Genomic DNA, 21,353 nt, shown 5'->3' with positions numbered 1-21,353 from the left:
TTCTTGGCATATAATAGAGCACTAGAATGCTAGTTTATATGCTAGAAAGAAATGAGGATTATAGTTGAAAGGTACAGCACATTCTTGTATTGGCGCAGGGGTTGGATTCGCAGCGGCGAATTATTTTGATGCCTCCCCTTCCACTACATTGCTTTTAGTCGGGATTGGCGGTATTTCGGCACTGATGCCTGATATGGACATTGACGGCAAGCTAAGCAACAAAATTACGATTTCCCATAAGGTGTTTCGATCCATTGCCCAAGCAGTTGGAGCATTGATGATTTTATACAGTATTTATGCCGGAAGCGCGTCAGAGCTGTTATTCAGCATTGGTGCAGGGATTGCCATCATACTCGTTTCTAGTTTAATTAAGCAGCGGCATATGTTAACAATCACTGGCGCTGGTGTTTTGTTTGGCGGGGTTTCCCTTCAGGAATACTGGCTTATCCTTTTGGCTGTCTTTATATTGATTGCTTCATTCGTACCGCATAGAAGCTATACACATTCCATCATTGGAACCGTTTATTTTGCCTACATATCGTTTCATTTTGCACAATCTCTGCAAATTGATGGTGTGTTTTGGACATGTGTATTAGCTTATATCAGCCATCTTGTAGCAGATATGTCGATTTTCCCATTTAACAGAAGAGGAGTTAAATTATTTCTTCCCTTCTCATCGAAGGAATTTTGACAAGGAGAGGACAAACAGTTCCTCTCTTTTTTTATAAAAAGAAAGCGCTTTAGTGCAACTTGCTCAAAACAACACTGGTTTTTTTCATGCAAACCGCCAATTTGAAAACGTTCCCAAACATGTTACATTATATATATCAAATCGCAGGGGGTATGAAAAAGATGGCAGAGTTAGTCTTAAAAAATATCTATAAAATTTATGATGAAAAAGTAGAAGCGGTTCGCGACTTTAATTTACATATTGAAGATAAGGAATTTATCGTATTTGTTGGGCCTTCAGGCTGTGGTAAATCTACGACATTGCGTATGATTGCAGGCTTGGAGGATATCTCAAAAGGAGATTTCTTTATTGATGAACAGCGTGTTAACGATGTTGCTCCAAAAGACCGCGATATTGCCATGGTATTCCAAAACTATGCCTTGTATCCACATATGACTGTTTATGATAATATGGCATTCGGATTAAAGCTAAGAAAATTTCCAAAAGCAGAAATTGAACAACGTGTGAATAATGCTGCAAAAATTCTTGGCTTGGAGCAGTACCTGAAAAGAAAACCAAAAGCATTATCAGGCGGTCAGCGCCAAAGGGTAGCCCTTGGCCGTGCCATTGTCCGTGATGCAAAAGTGTTCTTGATGGATGAGCCTCTTTCCAACCTTGATGCAAAACTTCGTGTACAGATGCGTGCTGAAATTTCCAAGCTGCATCAACGACTGCAAACTACTACTATTTATGTTACGCATGACCAGACAGAAGCGATGACAATGGCTTCAAGACTTGTTGTTATGAAGGACGGCGTTATCCAGCAGGTTGGTGCTCCGAAAGAAGTTTATGAAAAACCTGAAAATGTTTTCGTTGGCGGATTTATCGGATCTCCAGCAATGAACTTTTTTACTGGAAAAATCGTGGACAATAAATTAGTCATCGGCGATGCATCCTTTGTCATCCCTGAAGGCAAATTGAAAATCCTTCGTGAGCAAAACTATATCGGCAAAGAAGTAATCTTCGGCATCAGACCAGAAGATATTCACGATGAGCTATTATTCTTGAGCAGCTCTGAAAATACAAGCTTTGATGCAAGAGTTGACGTATTTGAATTGACTGGTGCGGAAAGCTTAGTATACTCAACGCTTGCTGGGAAAGAGTTCGTTGCTCGCCTTGATTCAAGAGCTAACTTGGCAGCAGGAGTTACTGTTCAACTAGGCTTTGATATGAACAAAGGCCACTTCTTTGACAAAGACTCAGAAAACCGTATCCGCTAATATCAAAGATTAGGAAGGGGAATTCCCCTTCCTTTTTTCTATTCCTGAATAAAAACTAAATCCTCACGTTCACATGACGGGCATAGGACAAGATGGGGACATAAATGCTGTTCCAAATCGGGATAGCCGTTCTCCAGCTTCATTTGGTCAATTGGCATATACGCACTATAGTCATCATAATAATCCATAATTCTTCCCTTGTCCTCTACCTGCTGTCCGCAATCGGCACAGACTTTGTTCAGTTGTTCAAAGCCATTGCATAAAGGGCAAATATTCATTCCTTCACCTCATTAAAACCTTTCATATTTCCGTTTATTTTTTGTTGGTCAAGAAGAAACTATTCTTTAGGAATTATTTTAAACAAGCAGAAAAATTGGAATAAATTTCATCTAAAAACAAATGCATAGAAACACAGCCACAGACCATAATAAGATTACAAGCAGCGACAAAGCATTGGGCCATACCAAGCGGTAGTAAGATTCTCTTACTTGCTGGTGCAAATCCAGCTGGTCCAACCAAAAAAAAACTAATTTACAAGGAGCTGGAAACACAATGGCAAACAACAATTCATCTAACAACCTTTTAGTACCAGGAGTATCTGAAGCTCTAGATCAAATGAAATACGAAATCGCATCAGAGTTCGGTGTTAACTTAGGTGCAGAAACTACTTCTCGTGCTAACGGATCAGTTGGTGGAGAAATCACTAAACGCTTAGTTCAAATGGCTGAACGTCAACTTGGCGGTTCTCAATTCTAATTTGCACAACTTAATATAAAATGGCCAAAGCCCCCATTTTTTAAAATGGGGGCTTACCTAATTAACCTGCTTTCGTACCTTGCTGGAGTTGGTACATTTGATAATATCTTCCTTTTAGGTTCATTAATTCTTCGTGATTCCCTTTTTCAACTATTTCCCCATGATCTAGGACAATAATTTGATCCGCATTACGGATAGTCGAAAGGCGATGTGCAATGATAAAGGTGGTTCTGCCTTTTTTGAGCACTTCCAACGCGTGCTGAATAATTTGTTCTGTTTCTGTATCAATACTGCTGGTTGCCTCATCCAATATGAGTATCGCCGGATTAAAGGCAAGAGCCCGGGCAAAGGAGATAAGCTGACGCTGTCCGCTTGACAATGTGCTTCCCTTTTCAATAACAGGCTCATCGTATCCATTTTCAAGATTTTTCAGAACCCTGTCTGCACCGACATCCTTTAATGCTTTCTCAACCATTTCTCTCGTGATGGCAGGATTATTTAATGTCACATTGGAGGCAATCGTTCCTTTAAACAAAAATGGATCTTGCAGAACGATTCCCATATGCTTCCGTAAATCTTGCCGCGGCATTTTGGAGATATCCTTGCCGTCTATTGTTATCGTTCCTGATTGAATATCATAAAATCGAAACAATAAGTTCATGATAGAGCTTTTACCTGAACCGGTATGACCGACAAGCGCAACAGTGTCTCCATGCTTTGCCTCAAAGGAAATGTCTTTTAAAACATATTCTTCTTTCTTGTATGCAAAGTTAACATGATCAAACTTAACATTGCCTTTGTACCTCTCCGTGCTAGGCTCTGCCACATCAATGCCATCTTCACGAAGCAGTTCAAATACTCTGTCCCCGGCAACAAGTGCTTGCTCAAGATTTGCCAGTTGATTGACAATTCCCTGCACAGGCTGGAACAAGCGGTTAATATAATCAACAAATGCATAAAGAACACCTAATGATATCGCAGAAGACACGCTTAATGTCTGACCTGCAACAAACCAGATAAATGCTACGAAGATTAGGTTTCTCAATACTGCTACAAGATTATGGGAAGTCAAGCTGTTTAAATTCAGCATCTTGTTCTGGTAACGGAAATGTTCTTCATTCAACGTCTCAAACTCACCCATTGTGTGCTTTTCTTTACCAAAAGCCTGAATGATGTTCATCCCCTGAATCGATTCATTTACCATACCGTTAATGTCGCTTATTCTTGCTCTTATCACATGATTATATTTAGCCGCAAAGCGTCTGTATCCAATCATCCATACATAAAGGATCGGCAATAGGATGAGGCAGATTGCCGCAAGCGTAGGATTAAGAATAAATAAGGCAACATAAATTCCAATAATATAAATTCCGCTTGAGAAAAAGTTGGAAAGAACGGTCACATACAGCTCTCTTATTGCTTCTGTATCATTTGTAACCCTTGCTACAACCTTGCCTGCAGGCAAATTATCAAAGTACCTAATTGGCAGGCGCTGGATTTGCGCAAACACATCTTCCCGCATTTTTTGAATAATTCTGTTTGCAGATTTCTGCAGAAATAAATGCTGTCCATACTGAAACACAGAAGCAACGATAACAAGCCCGAAATAAAAGGCAAGCAGCTTAATAATCGATGGAACTTCCGGTTTGTAAAAGGCAAAAACCTGTTCAACTCTGAGACGGTCAGCCTCGTACTTGGCCACTTCATTTCCTGATGAGATAGTCAAGATCCCATCGGCATAGCTTCTCTCTCCGTCAAAGGAAATTTCCTCCTCTATAAACAAAAAATCCTTTCCGGCCTGCAATACTCTTGCATCAGCATCATCGGCTGCCTGTGGTTTCCCTTTCGTATAATATTTGCCTTTATACTGCACGGCCCCTTCACCTGAAGACGTTTCATACCAGCTGTTTTCGATTCCCATAATATGATCATCAATTATTTTTTTTGCGATAAAAGGTCCTGCTAAATCTGCTATAACTGCAATTGTCAGCATAATTAAGGCAAAGATAATTATTTTTTTAAACTGTAAGGCATACTGCACTAATCTTTTGCCAGTACTCATGCTTGCACCTCCTGTCCTGCAGACTGTGCGGTTTTTGTTTGCTGGACTTCAAACTGTTCTTTGTACCAGCCATTTTTTTGCATAAGCTGTTCGTGTGAGCCGCGCTCGACGATTTTTCCATCCTCAAGGACAATAATCTGATCAGCATGCTGAACGGCTGTCATGCGATGGGTGGTAATAATTGTTGTTTTTCCTGCACGTTCTTTTTTGATGTTTTGGATAATACTCTGCTCTGTTTTCGCATCGACTGCTGACAACGAATCATCCAAAATAAGAATCCCAGGATTTCTAATTAACGCCCGCGCAATGGATATTCGCTGCTTTTGACCGCCTGATAATGCAACACCCTTCTCTCCTACAAGCGTTTCCAATCCTTCAGGAAGCATTTCAATATCCTGCTGAAACGATGCCAACTGAATCGCATCTTTTAGCTGACTTTCCGATGCGTTTTCCTTGTTGCCAAACAGAATATTTTCTCTCACTGTTTTTGAAAATAGGACGTGATCTTGTGGCACATATCCAATCCAGCCGCGAAGTTTATCCAAGCTGATATCATCAATGCTTATTCCATTGACAGAAAGCTCCCCTTTTCCTTTTGGATACTCTCTGAGCAGCTGCTTAATAAGCGTTGTCTTTCCGCTTCCTGTTTTCCCAACAACACCAATTGTTTCTCCCCTTGTGATTTTCAAATCGATATCATCGAGATTTTTCACAGCCGAAGATGGGTATTGAAATTGGACAGAATCAAACACGATCGTATCAGGAACAGCAACTGCTTTACTGTCACCATGGTTTAAGACATCAGGCTTATAATCTAATGTTTCCTGCACCCGGTCTAATGAAGCATTTCCCCGTTGCATAACATTCATCAGCTCACCGATTGCAAACATCGGCCACACAATCATACCGAGGTAAACATTAAAGCTCACAAGCTGCCCAATCGTTATTTGCTGCTGAAAGACGAGATAAGATCCATAGCCTAAACCGATAATATAGCTTAGCCCTACAAGAATACGGATTGTCGGTTCGAACAGTGAATCCACTTTCGCAACTCGAATGTTTTTATTGTAAACATCCTCTGTCATGTGGTGAAATTCTTTTTCGTCATCCTTTTCTAATACATATGCCCGAATAACTCGGACCCCAGCAATGGATTGCAGCACGCGGTCATTTAAATCACCAAAAGCATCCTGAGCCTCCATAAAACGTTTATGAATTCTATCTCCATATATTTGCATCATAATTGCCATAATCGGCAGTGGCAAAATGGCAGCAAGTGTGAGCTTCCAGCTTACTAAAAGACACATTGTGATAAGAATTGTAATCATAAACGCTGTTGAATCAATGAGTGTCAATATACCAAATCCTGCTGTAATGCTGATTGCCTTCAAGTCATTTGTCGCTCTTGCCATTAAGTCGCCTGTACGGTTCTTCTCAAAAAATGTCGGAGTCATCTTCAATAAATGTCCCATGAAGTTGCTCCGCAGCTTCCGCTCAAGCACTATAGCCCCTCCAAACAGCTTATACATCCAAAAATAAGTTATCACATAAGAGCTGATTGTAATTGCCGCAATACCCAGCAAATACTGGGCTGTCTTTGCTTTTGTCAGAGTCCCGACATTTATTTCATCAATAAACATCCCGAGCAATTGCGGCGGTAAAATATCAATTACACCAACAATGATTAACAGGACAATAGCAACCGTATATCTTTTCCAATGTTCTTTAAAAAACCACTTCAATTTTAATAATATGGAAAACATGCTGTTCTCTCCTCTTCTAAGCTAACTTTACTAGCCGCTTTCTATATCCTTTCTATTTGCTCCATGACTTCTGTTCATTACAATCATTAACATCTTCCTCCTTAAATTTTCAAGTATCTATAGAAAAGAGGTTTTCCTCTATTTCTCGCCACGAAAAAAGAGACAGACCCGCTACATGCGTTTCTGTCTCTTTTTGATGCTCATAAAACGGCCGTAACAGCCACAAAATGGCAATTATGGTTAATGCATCAATTATTTAACAGAAGCGAAGGCCACTGACATATGAAATTTGTTACGATTTAGATTGATTTTGTTTGTCATGTCAGTCGCCTCCCTTCATTTCATTAATTTTCCAATATAATATAATAGAAGATTAACATGCTCCTATACTAAAGTCAATTGCCAATATTTCGACAAATTACCCTTCAGGGGCAGGCACAACCGCTTCCCTCTTTGCAGTTTCTCCCGAGGTTTTCGCAAGCTTTGGGAGCACTAGACTGTAATAGATGCCAACGACAATAAAGCAGGCTCCCACTAACCAGAATATAGCTTCAATAGAAATTACACCAGGAAAGCCGATCGTAATAACACCTAATGTAATCGACTGTGCAAGCATCATAAGCGGGTTTATCCAGCCCTGTACTCTGCCCATCATTTCAGGCGCAATAATGGTAGGCATCCACCCTCCTATTGCAATATTAATCAGTGGCAATGCTAAAGCAATAAAGAAATAGAACACCATAAATACTGCTGTGGTAGCGGCGAAAGATGCTGCGATAGTAAATATAGCTACAAACAGTACACCAGTAATGATGAGCTTATGAAGCTTGACCTTTTGAGCAAGCAATGATGCTGCCAGACTTCCAATCAAGATGCCGCTGCCAAAGACAATTCCTAAATATATCGACATTTCCTCATAGTTTAATGGAGAAAGCTTATATTTTAAAATGAACACCTGCATTACACTAAAACCGCCATTAACAACTCCAAATGCAATAAACCCGTAAATAAGCGCAAGCAGCAGCTTGTTATTTAGAATGTACGTAAAACCTCGTTTAAAATCCTGCCAGACAATCTTTAAGTTTAAATCCTGAATGCGGTGCTCTCCATTTGGCATTCTAATATTTTCACTAAGAGGCGTCAGCTTGATAAGCAGGCTGCCAATTAACAGAGCTCCTGCATCTATCAGTATTGCTCCATATATCCCTAATGTCCAATAAACAAAGATCCCTAAAGCATTGCCAAAGAGCATAAAAATACTGTTCACGAATTGATTAAGCCCTGCTGCTATTGTATATTCATCCTTCTTTAAAATCCCCTGCATAAGCCCTTGCTCTGCCGGAAAAAAGAACTTAAGAACAGCGCTTCTCAGGAACAGAATAAAAAAGATGAGCGGCATCCATCCGATGGCAACTGCCACAAGCAGGCATAGTGAAGAAAAAGCTGCTACCCAATTGCATGTATAAGCAATTTTTTGTCTGTCCAGCCTGTCTGCAGCTACACCGACAAACAAAAACACAGCCAGTGTAGGCACAGAATACATCAGCTCTGTTACAGATGCATATGCAGGCTGGCTCGTAAACCGGTCCAGTATATAGTACATAAACGCAGTCAGCCCAACTAAACCGCCTAATTGCGAAGTAATGTTGGCCATAAATAACTTCCTGAAATCCTTATTGCTGAATACCTCTGAAAATTGCTTCACTTTGCATCCCTCATCTTCTTATGTGATAAGGTCCATTCTACCTTTTTCTGGTAGTTGCGATAATAGCCAGTAGATGGTTTTGATTTCAGCCTTAAGTCGGAGTTCGTTTAGTATTTAAGTCGTGTTTTCCCATCTGAACGTTTAATTCGAGCAGATGCGGGTACTTGTTGTTACATAACAAAAAAATAATGGACGATACTTCAAATATAAAATTCTAAAAAAAGGAGCAAGGATAATGGAGACATTTTTGAAAAAGGTTACACTTCATGAAAATATGACGGTGAAAGATATTTTATCTTTCTACGAGGCAACAAAGAAATTTAATGTGAAATGTCAGCTGCTCTGCAAAAAACACGTCGTGGAGACGACCAGCCTTCCAAAGCTTGTTTCTTTTTTCTTAACGGCAGGCGCAAGACAAGATATCCAAATTAAGCTGGAGGGAACTCAAGCAAACACCTTTTGGAAGAGCCTGCTTTCCAATGGTGAAAATCCCTTCGTAAAGTCATATAACAGAAACAATCTAACAGAAGAATATTAAAAGAACAAAAAGCTTGAAATGATTGATCATTTCAAGCTTTTTGTTGGCAAATTATTGTGCTGTCGATAATTCTTGAAATCTTTCCATTGATTCCTTTTCATCAAAGCTTGAAAAGATGCGAAAATGATCTTCATCAATAATTCTGTAATGCTGGCTAATGATGTTTTGCTGAAAAATAAAGCCGTTTTTCCGGTCGACTTCACGCCACCATACTTTGCCTCCGAGCGTCTTTTCTTTCCGATAATCCATGCCGTCGCGCGCAACTGTCTCTAGCACTTCCAATGGCTCATTCCCAAAAAGGAAACGCACTGTTTCTGTTTCCCTAAAAAGCGCACACACAGCAACAACAGTCGACCAGCCTGCATATAGTCGTCCTTTTTCAATCTGAACTAATGTCTTTTTAGACAAGCCAATAACCTCTGCCATCTTATCCTGGGTATAACCTGCTTCCGTTCGTATTAACCGCATTTTTTCCGATACATTAAAAATAATCTCTTCTCTTGTCAAAATGCATTCATTCCCTTATTAGTTATGTGTAATTTTACACCGATATCTATATTATAAGCTTATATAAGTCAAATTTCAATTTTTAGCCTAATCATTTATAAACCTTGCTTGACTAACCTAGAATAGGCCTGCTGCACATTTTGCAGCAGGCCAGTATATTTAATGCTGTTTGTAATTTTTTAAGATATCCTTCAGCTGCTCGCCGCGACTGATCATTGCTTCTGCTGCCTTTGTCACATTACTGATTGCAGCAATTTGTTCATCTGTTGATGAGGATACCTCTTCAACTGCAGCTGCTGCACTTTCAGAAACAGCAGATATTGCAGTAACAGATTCTAAAATATGATTATTTTGATCTACCACGGATGCAAGCTCATTTCCCAGATCCTTAACAGCATGGATTGTTTCATTAACAGCAGCCGATATGTTTGTGAATTCATTTTCTGTCCCATTGACGGCATTATTCAGCTCTTCTGATTGAGAGGTTGTTTCAAATAATGCTTGAACCGTTTTTTCAGTTTCCTTTTCTATCGCTTGAATCATTTCCTGAATTTGCTTTGTCGCCAGATTCGTTCCTTCTGCCAGCTTTCTTACTTCACTGGCAACAACAGAGAATCCTTTGCCATGCTCTCCGGCACGAGCCGCTTCAATGCTGGCATTTAATGCAAGCAGATTTGTCTGTTCGGATATCTGGTCAATTGTGACCGTGATTTTTGAAATATCAAGGATTTTTGTATAAAGGCTTGAAATTCCGACACTTACCTCATCTGTCGCTTTCTTTGCCAATTCATTTGATTTTTTCAGTTGGTTTATCATTTCTTGCCCTTTTTTAGTTGCCGTTTCTGAGCTATGAGCGGCATTATCAATTTGGTCATTCTTTTCATTCATTTTGTTAATAGAATTATTCAGTCTGCCCATTTCCTTATTTACATCCTCTAATGCTGCAGCCTGTTCTCCTGCACCATGGGCGATTTCTCCCATCGCTCTGCCTATCTCCTCTGAGCTTGCAGATGTTTGCTCAGCAACAGCTGATAGTTCAGCAGATGATTCTAAAATTAAATTACTAATATTGCTGCTTTCATTCAGTAAATATTCAAGCTGATCTTTTAAATTCTCCATCGCATTGCAAAGTATCCCTACCTCATCCTTTGATGAATGAGCTTGCATATTGATATTCATATTGCCCTCAGACAGCCTCATGAAGGATTCGCTTACATTTGCTAATACAACAAACTTCCTTCTCCAGACTATGTAGAATACAGCAGAAAGTACGACAGCAAGAATTAATGCAACAGCTCCAATCAAGAGAACAGACTGTTCAAACCCGCTGTTTAACAAATATACTGCCGTTCCACTTGCAGCTGCACCAACTAGGACAGCTAGGAATACAAGTGCCACCATTTTAGCTAATAAACTTTTCTTTTTCACAACAATCTATCTCCCTTCACAGCAAACTAGTTCGCTTTATAAAAGCGCTAACAACATAGGATAAAATAACTACTCATTTACTATGTCTATCGGCGTATATAGGAGAATATTAAGCTATTTTTTATATTTTTTGCAATATTCCTTTTCTAGTCAAAACGCCTATTCTCGTTGGAATTTAAAGCATTTCTGATAACAAGAAACGTTAGTTTGGCATAAGCTAAAGGGAATTAATTATCATTCATAGAAGGGAATGATTCTATATATTTCATTTAGCTGTCGATCATGAAATCCACATCCGCATGCTTCATATGCAGGATAGCAATGAGCTCTTTCAGCTTGTTGACCAGAATCGTGCCTATTTAAAGGAATGGCTTCCTTGGATTGATCATATTATCTCTCCTTATCAATACCAGTCGATCATTCCTGACTGGCATAAACAGCTTGCAGATAACAATGGCTTCCAGGCCGGAATTTTTTACAGAGACAAACTTATCGGTATGATATCTCTTCAGCAGCTGGACTGGATGAGCCGCCAAGCAAGCATCGGCTATTATTTAGGAGAAGCTGTCCAAGGAAAAGGAATCATGACTAAATGTGTCGTTGCTGTTTTAAATCACGCTTTTTATTATTTAAACCTCAACAGAATTGAAATACGCTGTGGAGTTAACAATTTCAAAAGTCAAGCAATACCTGAGAAGCTTCACTTCAAAAAGGAAGGTATCCTTAGGGACGGAGAATGGCTTTATGATCATTACCATGATTTATATTTGTACAGCATGCTAGAGCGAGATTGGACAGCATTAAATCGCCGTACCTAATCCCCTCCTTTTCCCCTTTTGAATTCTTCTAAAAACACTAAAATGTTTAAAATTATTGGAAATGCGCTATTTAAAAAATAATGCTATTTAAATTCTTACTAAGAATTCTGCATTTAGTGCAGACTAACAATTAGTTTAGGAGTAGCAGCAAAGACAATAACGAATGGTGTTGAGCGCAGTGATTATTTCCAATCTTCTTCTCATACTTGTACTAATAGCCTTTTCTGCCTTTTTTGTTGCAATCGAATTTGCCATGGTCAGAGTGCGACCAAGCCGGTTGAATTCTTTGGAGGCAGCTGGACATAAGAACGTAGCTTCTGCCAAAACAATCACGACCCATTTGGATAGCTACCTATCTGCTTGCCAGCTCGGAATCACCATAACCTCATTGGGTTTAGGCTGGCTCGGTGAACCGACTGTGCTGAAAATTATGGCGCCGGTTGTAGCAAAATTACAGCTGCCAGATTCTGCAGCACATATTATTTCCTTTGTGCTGGCGTTTTCTGTTGTCACTTATATTAATGTTGTCATTGGGGAGCTCTTTCCTAAATCTATCGCTATCCGTTATGCGGAAAGAGTCACCTTGTCTTTATCGAAACCTCTCATTTTGTTTTATAAAATCACCTTCCCTTTTATATGGGTATTGAATCATGCAGCTAGACTAGTAGCCCGCTTATATGGGGTCAAAAGCACTGATACGAATGACAACGCACTGTCAGAAGAAGAGCTTCAGCTTATTTTGAAGGAAAGCTATCAAAATGGAGAAATAAACAGGACGGAATATCGTTATGTCCAACGAATCTTTGAGTTTGATAACAGACTTGCTCATGAAGTGATGGTGCCGCGAACAGAAATGGTAGCATTATCAGAGGACATGCCATTAAATGAGGCCATTACAGCAATCAGCTCTAATCGCTACACAAGATTTCCGATTATGAAAGACGGGAATAAGGATATGATTGTCGGCTTTATCCATGCAAAACAAATATTGACTGATTGTATTAGAGACAGCTGCATGGATAATTCTCCATTAAAAACGTATATTCAACCGATTATTCATGTGATGGAAACAATACCAATCCAACTGCTCTTAATAAGAATGCAGAAGGAACGGACTTCCATTGCCATTCTTCATGATGAGTTTGGCGGGACAGCAGGGCTTGTTACTGTCGAAGATATTTTAGAAGAAATAGTCGGAGATATTATGGACGAATTCGATGTAGACGAAAAGCCTTCCATCGAGAAAATCGGCGAAAACCATTATCGAATGGATTCTAAACTTCATATAAATGATGTGAGCCAACTTCTCTCCATTTCCATTGAAAATGACGAAATGCACACGATTGGCGGCTGGCTGTTTTCTGTCAGCTCTGAGTTAAGTTTAGGAGATTCTATTGAATATGAAGGCTATATATTCAAAGTAGCCGAAGTACAAAACGATCACATTTCTTCTATAGAAGTGGTAAAGGCAAAATAACTACATAAGAGTGCGGTCAAAGCTTAAAGACCGCACTAAATATTGAGCAAAAAGACAAACAATGCTTAAACATATTTTTTTCTCTTTCACATAAAATGATAAATAAGAGCTTTAGCCATCATTCAATAAACTGAAAATTGAAAAATTGCATCGTTTGACTGCGCAGTTTGGCTTAAAGTATAATTATTATTATATCTAACGGAAAGATTGAGGTGGTACGATGGGATCGTAAATCTAAAAAGAACTTCTGATTCTTTTCCTAAAATGATTGATCATATCCTAGAACCTACAATCAGCTTTATACAAACTAAGACTAGATCACATTCATTTTAAAAAAGGATCCAGAAATATAGACATGTCAATTAGCCATTTGAAAATTTAATATCATGTATTAATCAGGAGGTGACTCCTTACTCGCCTATTGCGGGATAAGGAAACTTATTGGACATATTTAACTTGGTTATTATAGCCATTTTGATTGCTTTTACTGCATTTTTTGTAGCTTCAGAGTTTGCTATTATCAGAGTGCGCAGTTCTAAAATTGACCAGTTAATGGAGGAAGGCAACAAAAATGCCATTGCCGCAAAAAAAATCATCACAAACCTTGATGAATATTTATCGGCATGTCAATTGGGTATCACCATTACAGCACTTGGCATCGGGTGGCTTGGTGAGGAAACAATTCATGACATTCTGTTACCTTTATTCCATTTTATTCACATTCCGGAAGCAGCTGTGACAATCTTGTCCTTTTCCATATCATTTGCCATTATTACGTTTCTTCATGTAGTAGTGGGAGAATTGGCTCCAAAAACATTCGCTATTCATAAAGCAGAATTAATTACCTTAATGGCAGCAAGACCATTGATTGCTTTTTATAAGGTGCTGTACCCATTCATTTGGGTCTTAAACGGATCTGCAAGAATCATTACTCGCATGTTTGGATTAAAGCCTGTTTCTGAAAATGATTTAGCCCATTCGGAGGAAGAACTTCGCATTATTGTCTCTGAAAGTTTTAAAAGCGGCGAAATAAACCAATCAGAGTTTAAGTATGTAAACAAGATTTTCGATTTTGATGATCGCATCGCAAAGGAAATTATGGTTCCGCGTACAGAGATCATCTCATTGGAACAAGAAAGCAACCTTGATGACCTAATGGACGTCATTCAAGGTGAACAGTTTACAAGATACCCTATTACAGATGGTGACAAGGATCATATTGTCGGCATGATTAACGTCAAGGAAATTATGACCGCATTGATTCGTTCAAAAGATTTAAGCGCGAAAAAGCTAGATTCCTATATTCGTCCAGTTATCCGAGTCATTGAAACCGTTCCAATCCATGATTTGCTCGTTAAAATGCAGAAGGAACGAATTCATATGGCGATATTAATGGACGAATACGGCGGAACCTCAGGTTTAGTAACAGTTGAGGACATCATTGAAGAGATTGTCGGTGATATTCGCGATGAATTTGATATGGATGAGATTCCAAGCATTCAAAAGGTGAAGGAAAACCACTTTATCCTCGATGCAAAGCTGTTGATAACACAAGTCAACTCCCTGCTGTCCATTGAGATGGATGATGAGGATATTGATACATTAGGTGGCTGGATTTTGACTTCTGATTATGATGCAACAGAAGGAGATATCCTGACATTCGATTCCTACAGCTTTAAAATAATTGAAATGGAAGACCACCATATTAAATATGTGGAAGTAATGAAGATGCGCGAGCTTGAGGAGCTTCCTGAAAGCTCCAGCCAAAGGCAGATAGCTCCTCAAGCTGTTTCCCCATCAGAAGCAGAAATCGTATAAAAAGAGGAGGGACAAATCCCTCCTCTTTTATTTTTCTTTTATTCTCCATTGCCGGCACTTTCGTCAAACTTATATCCTACTCCCCAGATTGTATGAATAAACGGCTGTTCTTTTGTGCCAATCTTATTGCGGAGCCTTTTAATATGAACATCCACTGTTCTTTCATCTCCATAGAACTGATAACCCCATACTCTGTCAAGCAGCTGCTCTCGAGTGAACACCTGTTTCGGATTGCTTATCAAATAATAAAGCAGATCAAATTCCTTCGGAGTCAAGTTGGAAAGTGTCTTGCCATTATAGATTACTTCTCTCGTTTCTTTGCTGATTTTAAAATGTTCGCTTGTCAGGAAATTAGAATCCACTTTGCTGACAGCATCCTTCTGATAACGGCGGGTAACAGCTTTAATTCTCGCCATCAGTGTCAATGGGCTGAAAGGTTTCGTCACATAATCATCTGCACCCATCTCCAGTCCGAGCACCTGATCTGACTCACTGTCTTTTGCAGTCAGCATGATAATTGGAACAGAGCTGACCTCTCTTATTTTCCTGCAGATTGTCACGCCCTCCATTCCAGGCAGCATCCAGTCGACAATGATGATATCCCACTCCTGATTTTCCATAAAATAATCTAGCGCTTCTTTACCATTATGTATAAATACGCCTTCATAGTTTTCCTTTAGAAAAAACATCTCCAGCATGGAGCATACACTTTCATTATCCTCTATAACAAGTATTTTCATATCCATTCATCCTCACAGGCATTAACATGCGATTTAATTATCACTATTATAGCAAAAAAAGCATTTAAGCATTACTTCTGATGCAAAAAATCGTTATGTATAGCCTCATAAAAGAATGGGCATATAGACAAAAAACCGGACATCTGTCCGGTTTTTTCCTTAAATCCAAGTAGTTGTTTTTTCTAATGGCAAGCGGTCTGTTTCTCTACCAGGAGCAGCTGCCTTTCCGACTGTGATAAGCATTATCGGCAAATAGCGCTCAGAGATTTGGAACTCTTCCACAAACTTCCCGCGGTTGAAACCGCCGATAGCACATGTATCCAGTCCTTTGCCTTTTGCTGCAATCATTAACTGCATAGCAGCCAAGGAAGCATTAGAGTTAGCTGCATCTCTAGGATATACGTCGTTAGAGTATGCTCCTTTAATCTGGCCTTTAATAACATCAGCAAGCTCTTCTTTTATTCTGCCTTTTTCCATATCTTTCCCGAATACTTCTTCTGCGTTTTTATCTGCTTCTAAATCACCTAGCACAGCGATAACACAAGATGACTGTGTTATCTGTTGTTGGTTGAAAGCAATCGGAAGAAGTTTTTCTTGTGCTTCATTTCCATGAAAAACAACAAAATGCCAATGCTGCAGATTCCAAGCAGACGGCGCTCTACCTGCTAACTCAAGAAGCTCTTCAATTTCTTCCTTTGATAATTGATAGCTCTCGTCGTAAACTTTCACTGCTCTGCGTGCTTTTAATATATCCATAAACTGTTCACTGCTAATTTCTGTAGTCATTGGTACCCTCCATTTTACTTACTTTTTGTAACTAACTAATGAAATAATAACCTTGAAAAGTTTTTTCGTCAAGAATATGATAATATATACACTATTATTATTATGGACATAAGGTATATCCTTGCTCCCAGTATTAAGGAGAAAACATGATTGACATTATCGCATTAACAAAACAGAATACGTTAGAAACTGGCCTGACTATGGAGGACTTGCAGGAAGGCAATTATGAGTGGTATTGGATTGATTTCAATAGCCCTGTGGATAGTGAAATTGAATATTTACGGGAGCCTCTTCAATTCCATCCCCTATCTATTGAAGATTGCCTCCATAATCTGCAGCGTCCTAAAATAGACTATTTTGACGAGTATACTTTTTTGGTTACCCACAGTCTTGAAGCTAAAACATATGCGAAAGAAGAACTTAATCTTTTTATAGGTGATAATTATATCGTCAGCTTTCATAAGGAACCTTCCATCGAAGTCCAATTTGTGGCCAAAAAGCTCTTAGGTGAAAAAAAGCCAGCTAAGTGGAGTCAATTCACTGTACTTTATGAATTATTAGACCGACTTGTTGACAACTATATACCCATTATTTATGAAATTGAAGATTTTCTGAATGAAATTGACGAAAACCCTGAAAACAAATCAATGGAAGTATTATTAGACAACCTTTATGAAACAAGGCATCGATTATTATCTGTGCGCCATACAGTTGTGCCGATGAGAGATCTCCTCTATACATTGTTAAACACAAAAAGATTAACAGCTGTTTCTAATAAACGGGAATACTACTCAGATATTTACGACCATTTATTGAAGCTGGCAGAAGTAATTGAATCTAACAGAGAAATGACTGCTGATATTAGAGACAGCTACCTGTCTTATAATGCCCACCAGTCCAACCGCATTATGCAAATCCTGACAGTGATTACAACCATATTCATGCCACTGAGCTTTCTTGCTGGCCTTTACGGCATGAATTTCCGGTATATGCCTGAGTTAAACTGGAAATATGGTTACTTTAGTTTATTAGGAACAATGGTTCTGATAGCTTGCTGCATGTTCTTATACTTCAAACGAAAAGGCTGGTTTAAATAAAGCCAGCCTAGCTTCTTCTTTAAGCTTTAGAATATGCCAACTAAACATCTGTATGATAAAATAATACTAACCCCTCTATTTAGAGTATCCCCTTTATATTTGCCCTTTTTAAATTTTAATAATTCTTAAAATTCACTATATTGATTGGAGGAAACTGAATGGAATCACCACAGCTTGAAACATCTATAAATATGGAAAAACCGCAGCATAAAGTGCTGCCTAAAAGCGTTCTATTGAAAAGAGCACTTTTTATTATCTTAGGAAGTGTCATGATGGGAATTGGCATTGAAGAATTTCTTGTTCCTAATCAAATCCTTGATGGCGGAATTGTCGGTATTTCCATTATCCTTTCCCACTTGCTATCCGTTAAGCTAGGCTTCTTTATCTTCCTTTTGAATATTCCGTTTTTTTACATCGGTTATAAACAAATTGGGAAGACATTCGCCCTTTCCACATTATTAGGAATAACGGTTCTTTCCATAACAACCATTCTGCTTCATGATGTACCTGTATTTACAGAAGATTTACTGCTTGCAACTGTTTTCGGCGGAATTATTCTTGGTGTTGGCGTTGGCATCGTTCTTCGTTTCGGAGGCTCATTGGATGGCACCGAAATACTCGCACTTCTTTTCAGTAAGAAACTTCCCTTTTCTGTCGGAGAAATTATTATGTTTTTTAACTTTTTTATTTTTATTACGGCAGGTTTTGTTTTCACTTGGGATCGTGCAATGTATTCCATCATCGCTTACTTTATTGCCTTTAAAGTGATCGATATTGTCATAGCTGGACTCGATGAATCAAAGTCAGCCTGGATTATCAGCGACAATGCTGAAGTGATTGGTGAGACAATTATCGCAAGATTAGGACGGGGGGTAACTTATCTGAAAGGTGAAGGTGCCTATACTGGCGATAATAAGAAAGTCATCTTCTGTGTCATCAACAGATTGGAAGAAGCGAAGCTGAAGCTGATTGTAGAGGAGCTGGACCCAACTGCTTTCCTTGCAGTAGCTAATATTGCAGAGGTTCGAGGCGGACGCTTTAAGAAAAAGGACATTCATTAACATAGAAATAGAGTCTTGCGCTTTTGCCTGACTCTTTTTTTGCTTTAACATCGATAACGTCTATTTAATCTTTTACTTGTCAACACTTAAAACTAGCTATTGTTTGCTTCCGCTTACAAGCATCGATAAAATATGACATAAGAACTTAAAAAAGAAAAAGGGGGAGACATATTGAAAAAGAAGGCAACCATCTATATTACTTCGCTTTCTTTGCTCGTCTGTTTGATGTGGATGTTTGGTCTCGGCTGGGTGCTTGTCGATTATGCCCAAGGCTCTAAGAAGGAATTAGACACATCCAATAAACCTGCAGAAGCAGCACCATCTGGAGGGGTACAGCTTTTAGCTCTAGGAGATTCTCTTACAAGGGGAACTGGCGATGAGGCAGGAAAAGGCTATATCGGCTATCTGAAAGACAAGCTGTCTGATAAAACAGATGAAGACATTACACTAAAAAACTATGGTATTAAAGGCCAAACCTCTACAGAGCTCTCGGCCCAGGTCAAGCAGCAGGAAATACAGCGGCAAATTAAAAATGCCGACATCATTTTTATTACGATAGGCGGAAATGATTTATTCCAGGGTGGAGAAACACTATCCCATTTTGATGATGGTACTGTTTCCAAATTATCTGCAACCTATAATCAGAATTTAGAGGATATTTTGACAACAATTAGAGCGACAAATGAGAAGACACCAATTTACCTGATTGGTCTCTATAATCCTTTCAGTGATTTGGAAGATAGTGAGCTTACCTCTAAAATTGTCCGGGACTGGAATTATGAAAGTGCGGAAACGAGTGCAGCTTTTGCGAAGACAATCTTTGTTCCTACATATGATATTTTCCAGCAGAATGTCCAAACCTATCTTTATTCAGACCATTTCCATCCGAACAAACAAGGATACGAATTGATGGCAGACAGAGTCGCTTCCTTAATTTCCTGGGAGGTAGAAGAAAATGAGTGAAACAACACTGGCAGTTAAAAACCTGACGAAAACGATTGGGAAAAGAAAGATTATTAAAGATATCAGCTTTGAACTGAAAAGCGGAGAAGTATTTGGTTTTCTTGGACCAAACGGAGCCGGAAAAACAACAACAATTCGAATGCTTGTCGGTTTGATTAAGCCAACCTCTGGTTCCATCCAAATTTGCGGCTATGATGTTAAACAGGATTTTTCTAAAGCAATGGAAAGGCTTGGTTGCATTGTAGAAAATCCAGAGCTATATCCTTACTTAACCGGCTGGGAAAACCTGCAATTTTTTGCGCGCATGTTAAAGGGGGTTGATGATAAACGGATTGAAGATATCATCGAGCTTGTCGGTTTGAAAGACAGAATTCATGATAAGGTAAAAACCTACTCACTCGGGATGAGACAGAGACTTGGCATCGGGCAGGCACTTTTAAGCAGACCTAAAGTTTTAATACTTGATGAGCCGACAAATGGTTTAGATCCATCCGGCATAAGAGAAATGAGACAATTTATCCGCTTTTTGGCGGAAAAGGAAGGCTTAAGTGTTTTAGTTTCAAGCCACCTCCTCAGTGAAATCCAGCTGCTTTGTGACAGAGTCTCAATCATCTTGAATGGCAAGATTATTCATACAGAATCTGTTCAATCCTTGCTTACTGCACAAGAAAGAATTATTTGGCGCTTTACTCCTATGGATGTTGGTATTGATCTATTAAAGAGCGTCTCTCCTTCTGTCAAAATTGACGGCGAAAACGTCATTACGCCTTTTTTAGAAGAAGAGGCAAGCAAGTGGAGCAAAATGTTGTTTGAGGCGAATGTTAATATAATTGAAATGAATAGACAAATTCCTTCTTTAGAGCATCTCTTCCTTGAACTGACAGGAGGTGGCACGATTGAGTAATCTTGTCTATAACGAAATGCTTAAGCTTGTTAAGAGCAAAAGGCTGTATATTGTTACCTTAATTATTGCCGTGATGATTGCTATGTTCACATATGCACAGTTTCGCGAAATGGAAAACTTAAAGAAACGATTAGGAGATGTGGATTGGCGGACAACCTTGCAGCAATCCATTATCGACACTCAAAATAGAATAGGCTCAAGCGGGATTTCTGACGAATGGCGGAATCAGCTAAAAGTCCGAATCAGTCAATCCCAATATTATCTTGATCATGATATTAATCCGCAGGAGCCTGGGGCGCCAACATTTCTGCGAGTGTTTCTTGATAACTCTATGCAGCTTTTGCTGCCGTTAATGGTGATGATTGTCGCAGCCGACCTAGTTTCATCTGAAAGGAGCATCGGCACCATAAAGCTGCTCTTAACAAGGCCGGTCCGCCGCTGGAAAATATTGCTCAGCAAATACATCACATTGGTGCTGTCCATCTCGTTCATCTTGTTTATGTTCGGTTTATTTTCTTATCTTATCAGCGGACTGTTCTTTGGCTATGTAGGCTGGACTGCTCCAATCTTGACTGGATTTACGGTCCAAGCTGGAGAGCTTAATACTGCAGGAGTCCATCTCGTTCCTCAATGGCAGTATATATTGATGGTGTTTGGTTTAGCCTGGTTTGTCTCCCTTGTTGTCGGGACCCTTTCCTTTATGCTGTCTATTCTTGTCAGGAGTACAGCTGCTGGCATGGGAGTGATGCTTGCCTTTTTAATTTCTGGGACCATCATCTCTAATATTGCATCATCATGGGAAGCTGCCAAATATTTATTTATGGTGAACTTGAGGCTAACCGATTATTTGCAAGGAAATATCCCGCCTATTGAAGGCATGTCCTTGCCGTTTTCGTTAACAGTATTGGCAGTTTGGGGAATTGCGGCATTAGCTGTTTCCTTTTTCACTTTTACAAAAAAGGATGTCTATTAAAAAAAAT

The 21,353-nt window shown here is 39.2% G+C and carries 20 protein-coding genes; 12 read left to right on the top strand and 8 right to left on the bottom strand.

The annotated features are described in order from the left end of the window. Positions 1-64: 64 nt before the first annotated feature. Positions 65-691 carry a metal-dependent hydrolase gene (locus ACLIJJ_RS05650; RefSeq protein WP_233317323.1) on the top strand — a complete coding sequence of 209 codons (627 nt, stop codon included), beginning with the start codon at positions 65-67 and terminating at the stop codon, positions 689-691. Between the two features lie 161 nt (positions 692-852). Continuing rightward, positions 853-1,950 (top strand): ABC transporter ATP-binding protein, encoded by a 1,098-nt coding sequence (locus ACLIJJ_RS05645; protein ID WP_233317324.1) that lies wholly within the window; start codon positions 853-855, stop codon positions 1,948-1,950. Positions 1,951-1,988: 38 nt separating this feature from the next. On the opposite strand, the gene ACLIJJ_RS05640 is transcribed toward ACLIJJ_RS05645, so the two are convergent. Further along, a complete protein-coding gene (locus tag ACLIJJ_RS05640; RefSeq protein ID WP_233317325.1) occupies positions 1,989-2,228 on the bottom strand; it encodes a hypothetical protein in 240 nt (79 codons plus the stop codon). Between the two features lie 274 nt (positions 2,229-2,502). On the opposite strand from ACLIJJ_RS05640, the gene ACLIJJ_RS05635 reads away from it, so the two are divergent. After that, a complete protein-coding gene (locus ACLIJJ_RS05635; protein WP_233317326.1) occupies positions 2,503-2,706 on the top strand; it encodes an alpha/beta-type small acid-soluble spore protein in 204 nt (67 codons plus the stop codon). A gap of 61 nt (positions 2,707-2,767) precedes the next feature. Here ACLIJJ_RS05635 and ACLIJJ_RS05630 read toward each other — a convergent pair whose 3' ends face one another. From ACLIJJ_RS05630 to ACLIJJ_RS05620, 3 genes are all read right to left on the bottom strand, one after another. Next, on the bottom strand, positions 2,768-4,768 hold the full coding sequence (locus ACLIJJ_RS05630) for an ABC transporter ATP-binding protein (protein ID WP_411410650.1): 2,001 nt from the start codon (positions 4,766-4,768) through the stop codon (positions 2,768-2,770). After that, on the bottom strand, positions 4,765-6,531 hold the full coding sequence (locus tag ACLIJJ_RS05625) for an ABC transporter ATP-binding protein (protein ID WP_411410649.1): 1,767 nt from the start codon (positions 6,529-6,531) through the stop codon (positions 4,765-4,767). Before ACLIJJ_RS05625 ends, ACLIJJ_RS05630 begins: the two co-directional genes overlap by 4 nt. A 418-nt stretch (positions 6,532-6,949) precedes the next feature. After that, positions 6,950-8,236, bottom strand: coding sequence for an MFS transporter (locus tag ACLIJJ_RS05620; RefSeq protein WP_411410648.1), 1,287 nt, complete (start codon positions 8,234-8,236; stop codon positions 6,950-6,952). Positions 8,237-8,471: 235 nt separating this feature from the next. On the opposite strand from ACLIJJ_RS05620, the gene ACLIJJ_RS05615 reads away from it, so the two are divergent. Next, complete coding sequence (locus tag ACLIJJ_RS05615; RefSeq protein ID WP_233317330.1) at positions 8,472-8,774, top strand: hypothetical protein; 303 nt, start codon at positions 8,472-8,474, stop codon at positions 8,772-8,774. Between the two features lie 51 nt (positions 8,775-8,825). Here ACLIJJ_RS05615 and ACLIJJ_RS05610 read toward each other — a convergent pair whose 3' ends face one another. Together ACLIJJ_RS05610 and ACLIJJ_RS05605 are read right to left on the bottom strand one after the other, a co-directional pair. Beyond that, positions 8,826-9,281 (bottom strand): helix-turn-helix transcriptional regulator, encoded by a 456-nt coding sequence (locus ACLIJJ_RS05610; RefSeq protein WP_233317331.1) that lies wholly within the window; start codon positions 9,279-9,281, stop codon positions 8,826-8,828. A 159-nt stretch (positions 9,282-9,440) separates the two neighbouring features. Further along, positions 9,441-10,709 (bottom strand): methyl-accepting chemotaxis protein, encoded by a 1,269-nt coding sequence (locus ACLIJJ_RS05605; protein WP_233317332.1) that lies wholly within the window; start codon positions 10,707-10,709, stop codon positions 9,441-9,443. A 260-nt stretch (positions 10,710-10,969) separates the two neighbouring features. Here ACLIJJ_RS05605 and ACLIJJ_RS05600 point away from each other — a divergent pair, with 260 nt between their 5' ends. The 3 genes from ACLIJJ_RS05600 (at position 10,970) to ACLIJJ_RS05590 (ending at position 14,822) form a co-directional block, all read left to right on the top strand. Then, positions 10,970-11,527, top strand: coding sequence for a GNAT family N-acetyltransferase (locus ACLIJJ_RS05600; protein WP_233317394.1), 558 nt, complete (start codon positions 10,970-10,972; stop codon positions 11,525-11,527). A gap of 178 nt (positions 11,528-11,705) precedes the next feature. Further along, entirely contained in the window at positions 11,706-13,004 is a 1,299-nt protein-coding gene (locus ACLIJJ_RS05595) for a hemolysin family protein (RefSeq protein WP_237942237.1), read from the top strand. 441 nt (positions 13,005-13,445) lie between these two features. Beyond that, positions 13,446-14,822, top strand: a complete 1,377-nt coding sequence (locus tag ACLIJJ_RS05590) for a hemolysin family protein (RefSeq protein WP_411410647.1) — start codon at positions 13,446-13,448, stop codon at positions 14,820-14,822. Between the two features lie 38 nt (positions 14,823-14,860). On the opposite strand, the gene ACLIJJ_RS05585 is transcribed toward ACLIJJ_RS05590, so the two are convergent. Further along, positions 14,861-15,562: a response regulator transcription factor gene (locus ACLIJJ_RS05585; protein ID WP_233317335.1), complete on the bottom strand. Its 702-nt coding sequence runs from the start codon at positions 15,560-15,562 to the stop codon at positions 14,861-14,863. Positions 15,563-15,721: 159 nt separating this feature from the next. Then, positions 15,722-16,348: a nitroreductase family protein gene (locus ACLIJJ_RS05580; RefSeq protein ID WP_233317336.1), complete on the bottom strand. Its 627-nt coding sequence runs from the start codon at positions 16,346-16,348 to the stop codon at positions 15,722-15,724. A 146-nt stretch (positions 16,349-16,494) separates the two neighbouring features. Here ACLIJJ_RS05580 and corA point away from each other — a divergent pair, with 146 nt between their 5' ends. The 5 genes from corA (at position 16,495) to ACLIJJ_RS05555 (ending at position 21,346) form a co-directional block, all read left to right on the top strand. Continuing rightward, positions 16,495-17,445 carry a magnesium/cobalt transporter CorA gene (gene corA, locus ACLIJJ_RS05575; RefSeq protein WP_411410646.1) on the top strand — a complete coding sequence of 317 codons (951 nt, stop codon included), beginning with the start codon at positions 16,495-16,497 and terminating at the stop codon, positions 17,443-17,445. 191 nt (positions 17,446-17,636) lie between these two features. Then, positions 17,637-18,506, top strand: coding sequence for a YitT family protein (locus ACLIJJ_RS05570; RefSeq protein ID WP_396953795.1), 870 nt, complete (start codon positions 17,637-17,639; stop codon positions 18,504-18,506). Between the two features lie 171 nt (positions 18,507-18,677). Next, positions 18,678-19,469 carry an SGNH/GDSL hydrolase family protein gene (locus ACLIJJ_RS05565; RefSeq protein WP_233317339.1) on the top strand — a complete coding sequence of 264 codons (792 nt, stop codon included), beginning with the start codon at positions 18,678-18,680 and terminating at the stop codon, positions 19,467-19,469. After that, a complete protein-coding gene (locus ACLIJJ_RS05560) occupies positions 19,462-20,373 on the top strand; it encodes an ABC transporter ATP-binding protein (protein WP_411410645.1) in 912 nt (303 codons plus the stop codon). The genes ACLIJJ_RS05565 and ACLIJJ_RS05560 overlap by 8 nt, the downstream gene beginning before the upstream one ends. Then, the gene (locus ACLIJJ_RS05555) at positions 20,366-21,346 is read left to right on the top strand and encodes a DUF2705 family protein (protein WP_233317341.1); all 981 of its coding nucleotides are present in this window, start codon (positions 20,366-20,368) and stop codon (positions 21,344-21,346) included. The genes ACLIJJ_RS05560 and ACLIJJ_RS05555 overlap by 8 nt, the downstream gene beginning before the upstream one ends. The last annotated feature ends 7 nt before the right edge of the window (positions 21,347-21,353 follow it).

This window comes from Niallia laureatilytica, assembly GCF_046613985.1.
Lineage (GTDB): Bacteria > Bacillota > Bacilli > Bacillales > Cytobacillaceae > Niallia.
Note: the sequence above shows the minus strand (reverse complement) of the source record. Positions and strands in the feature narration are given on the sequence as shown.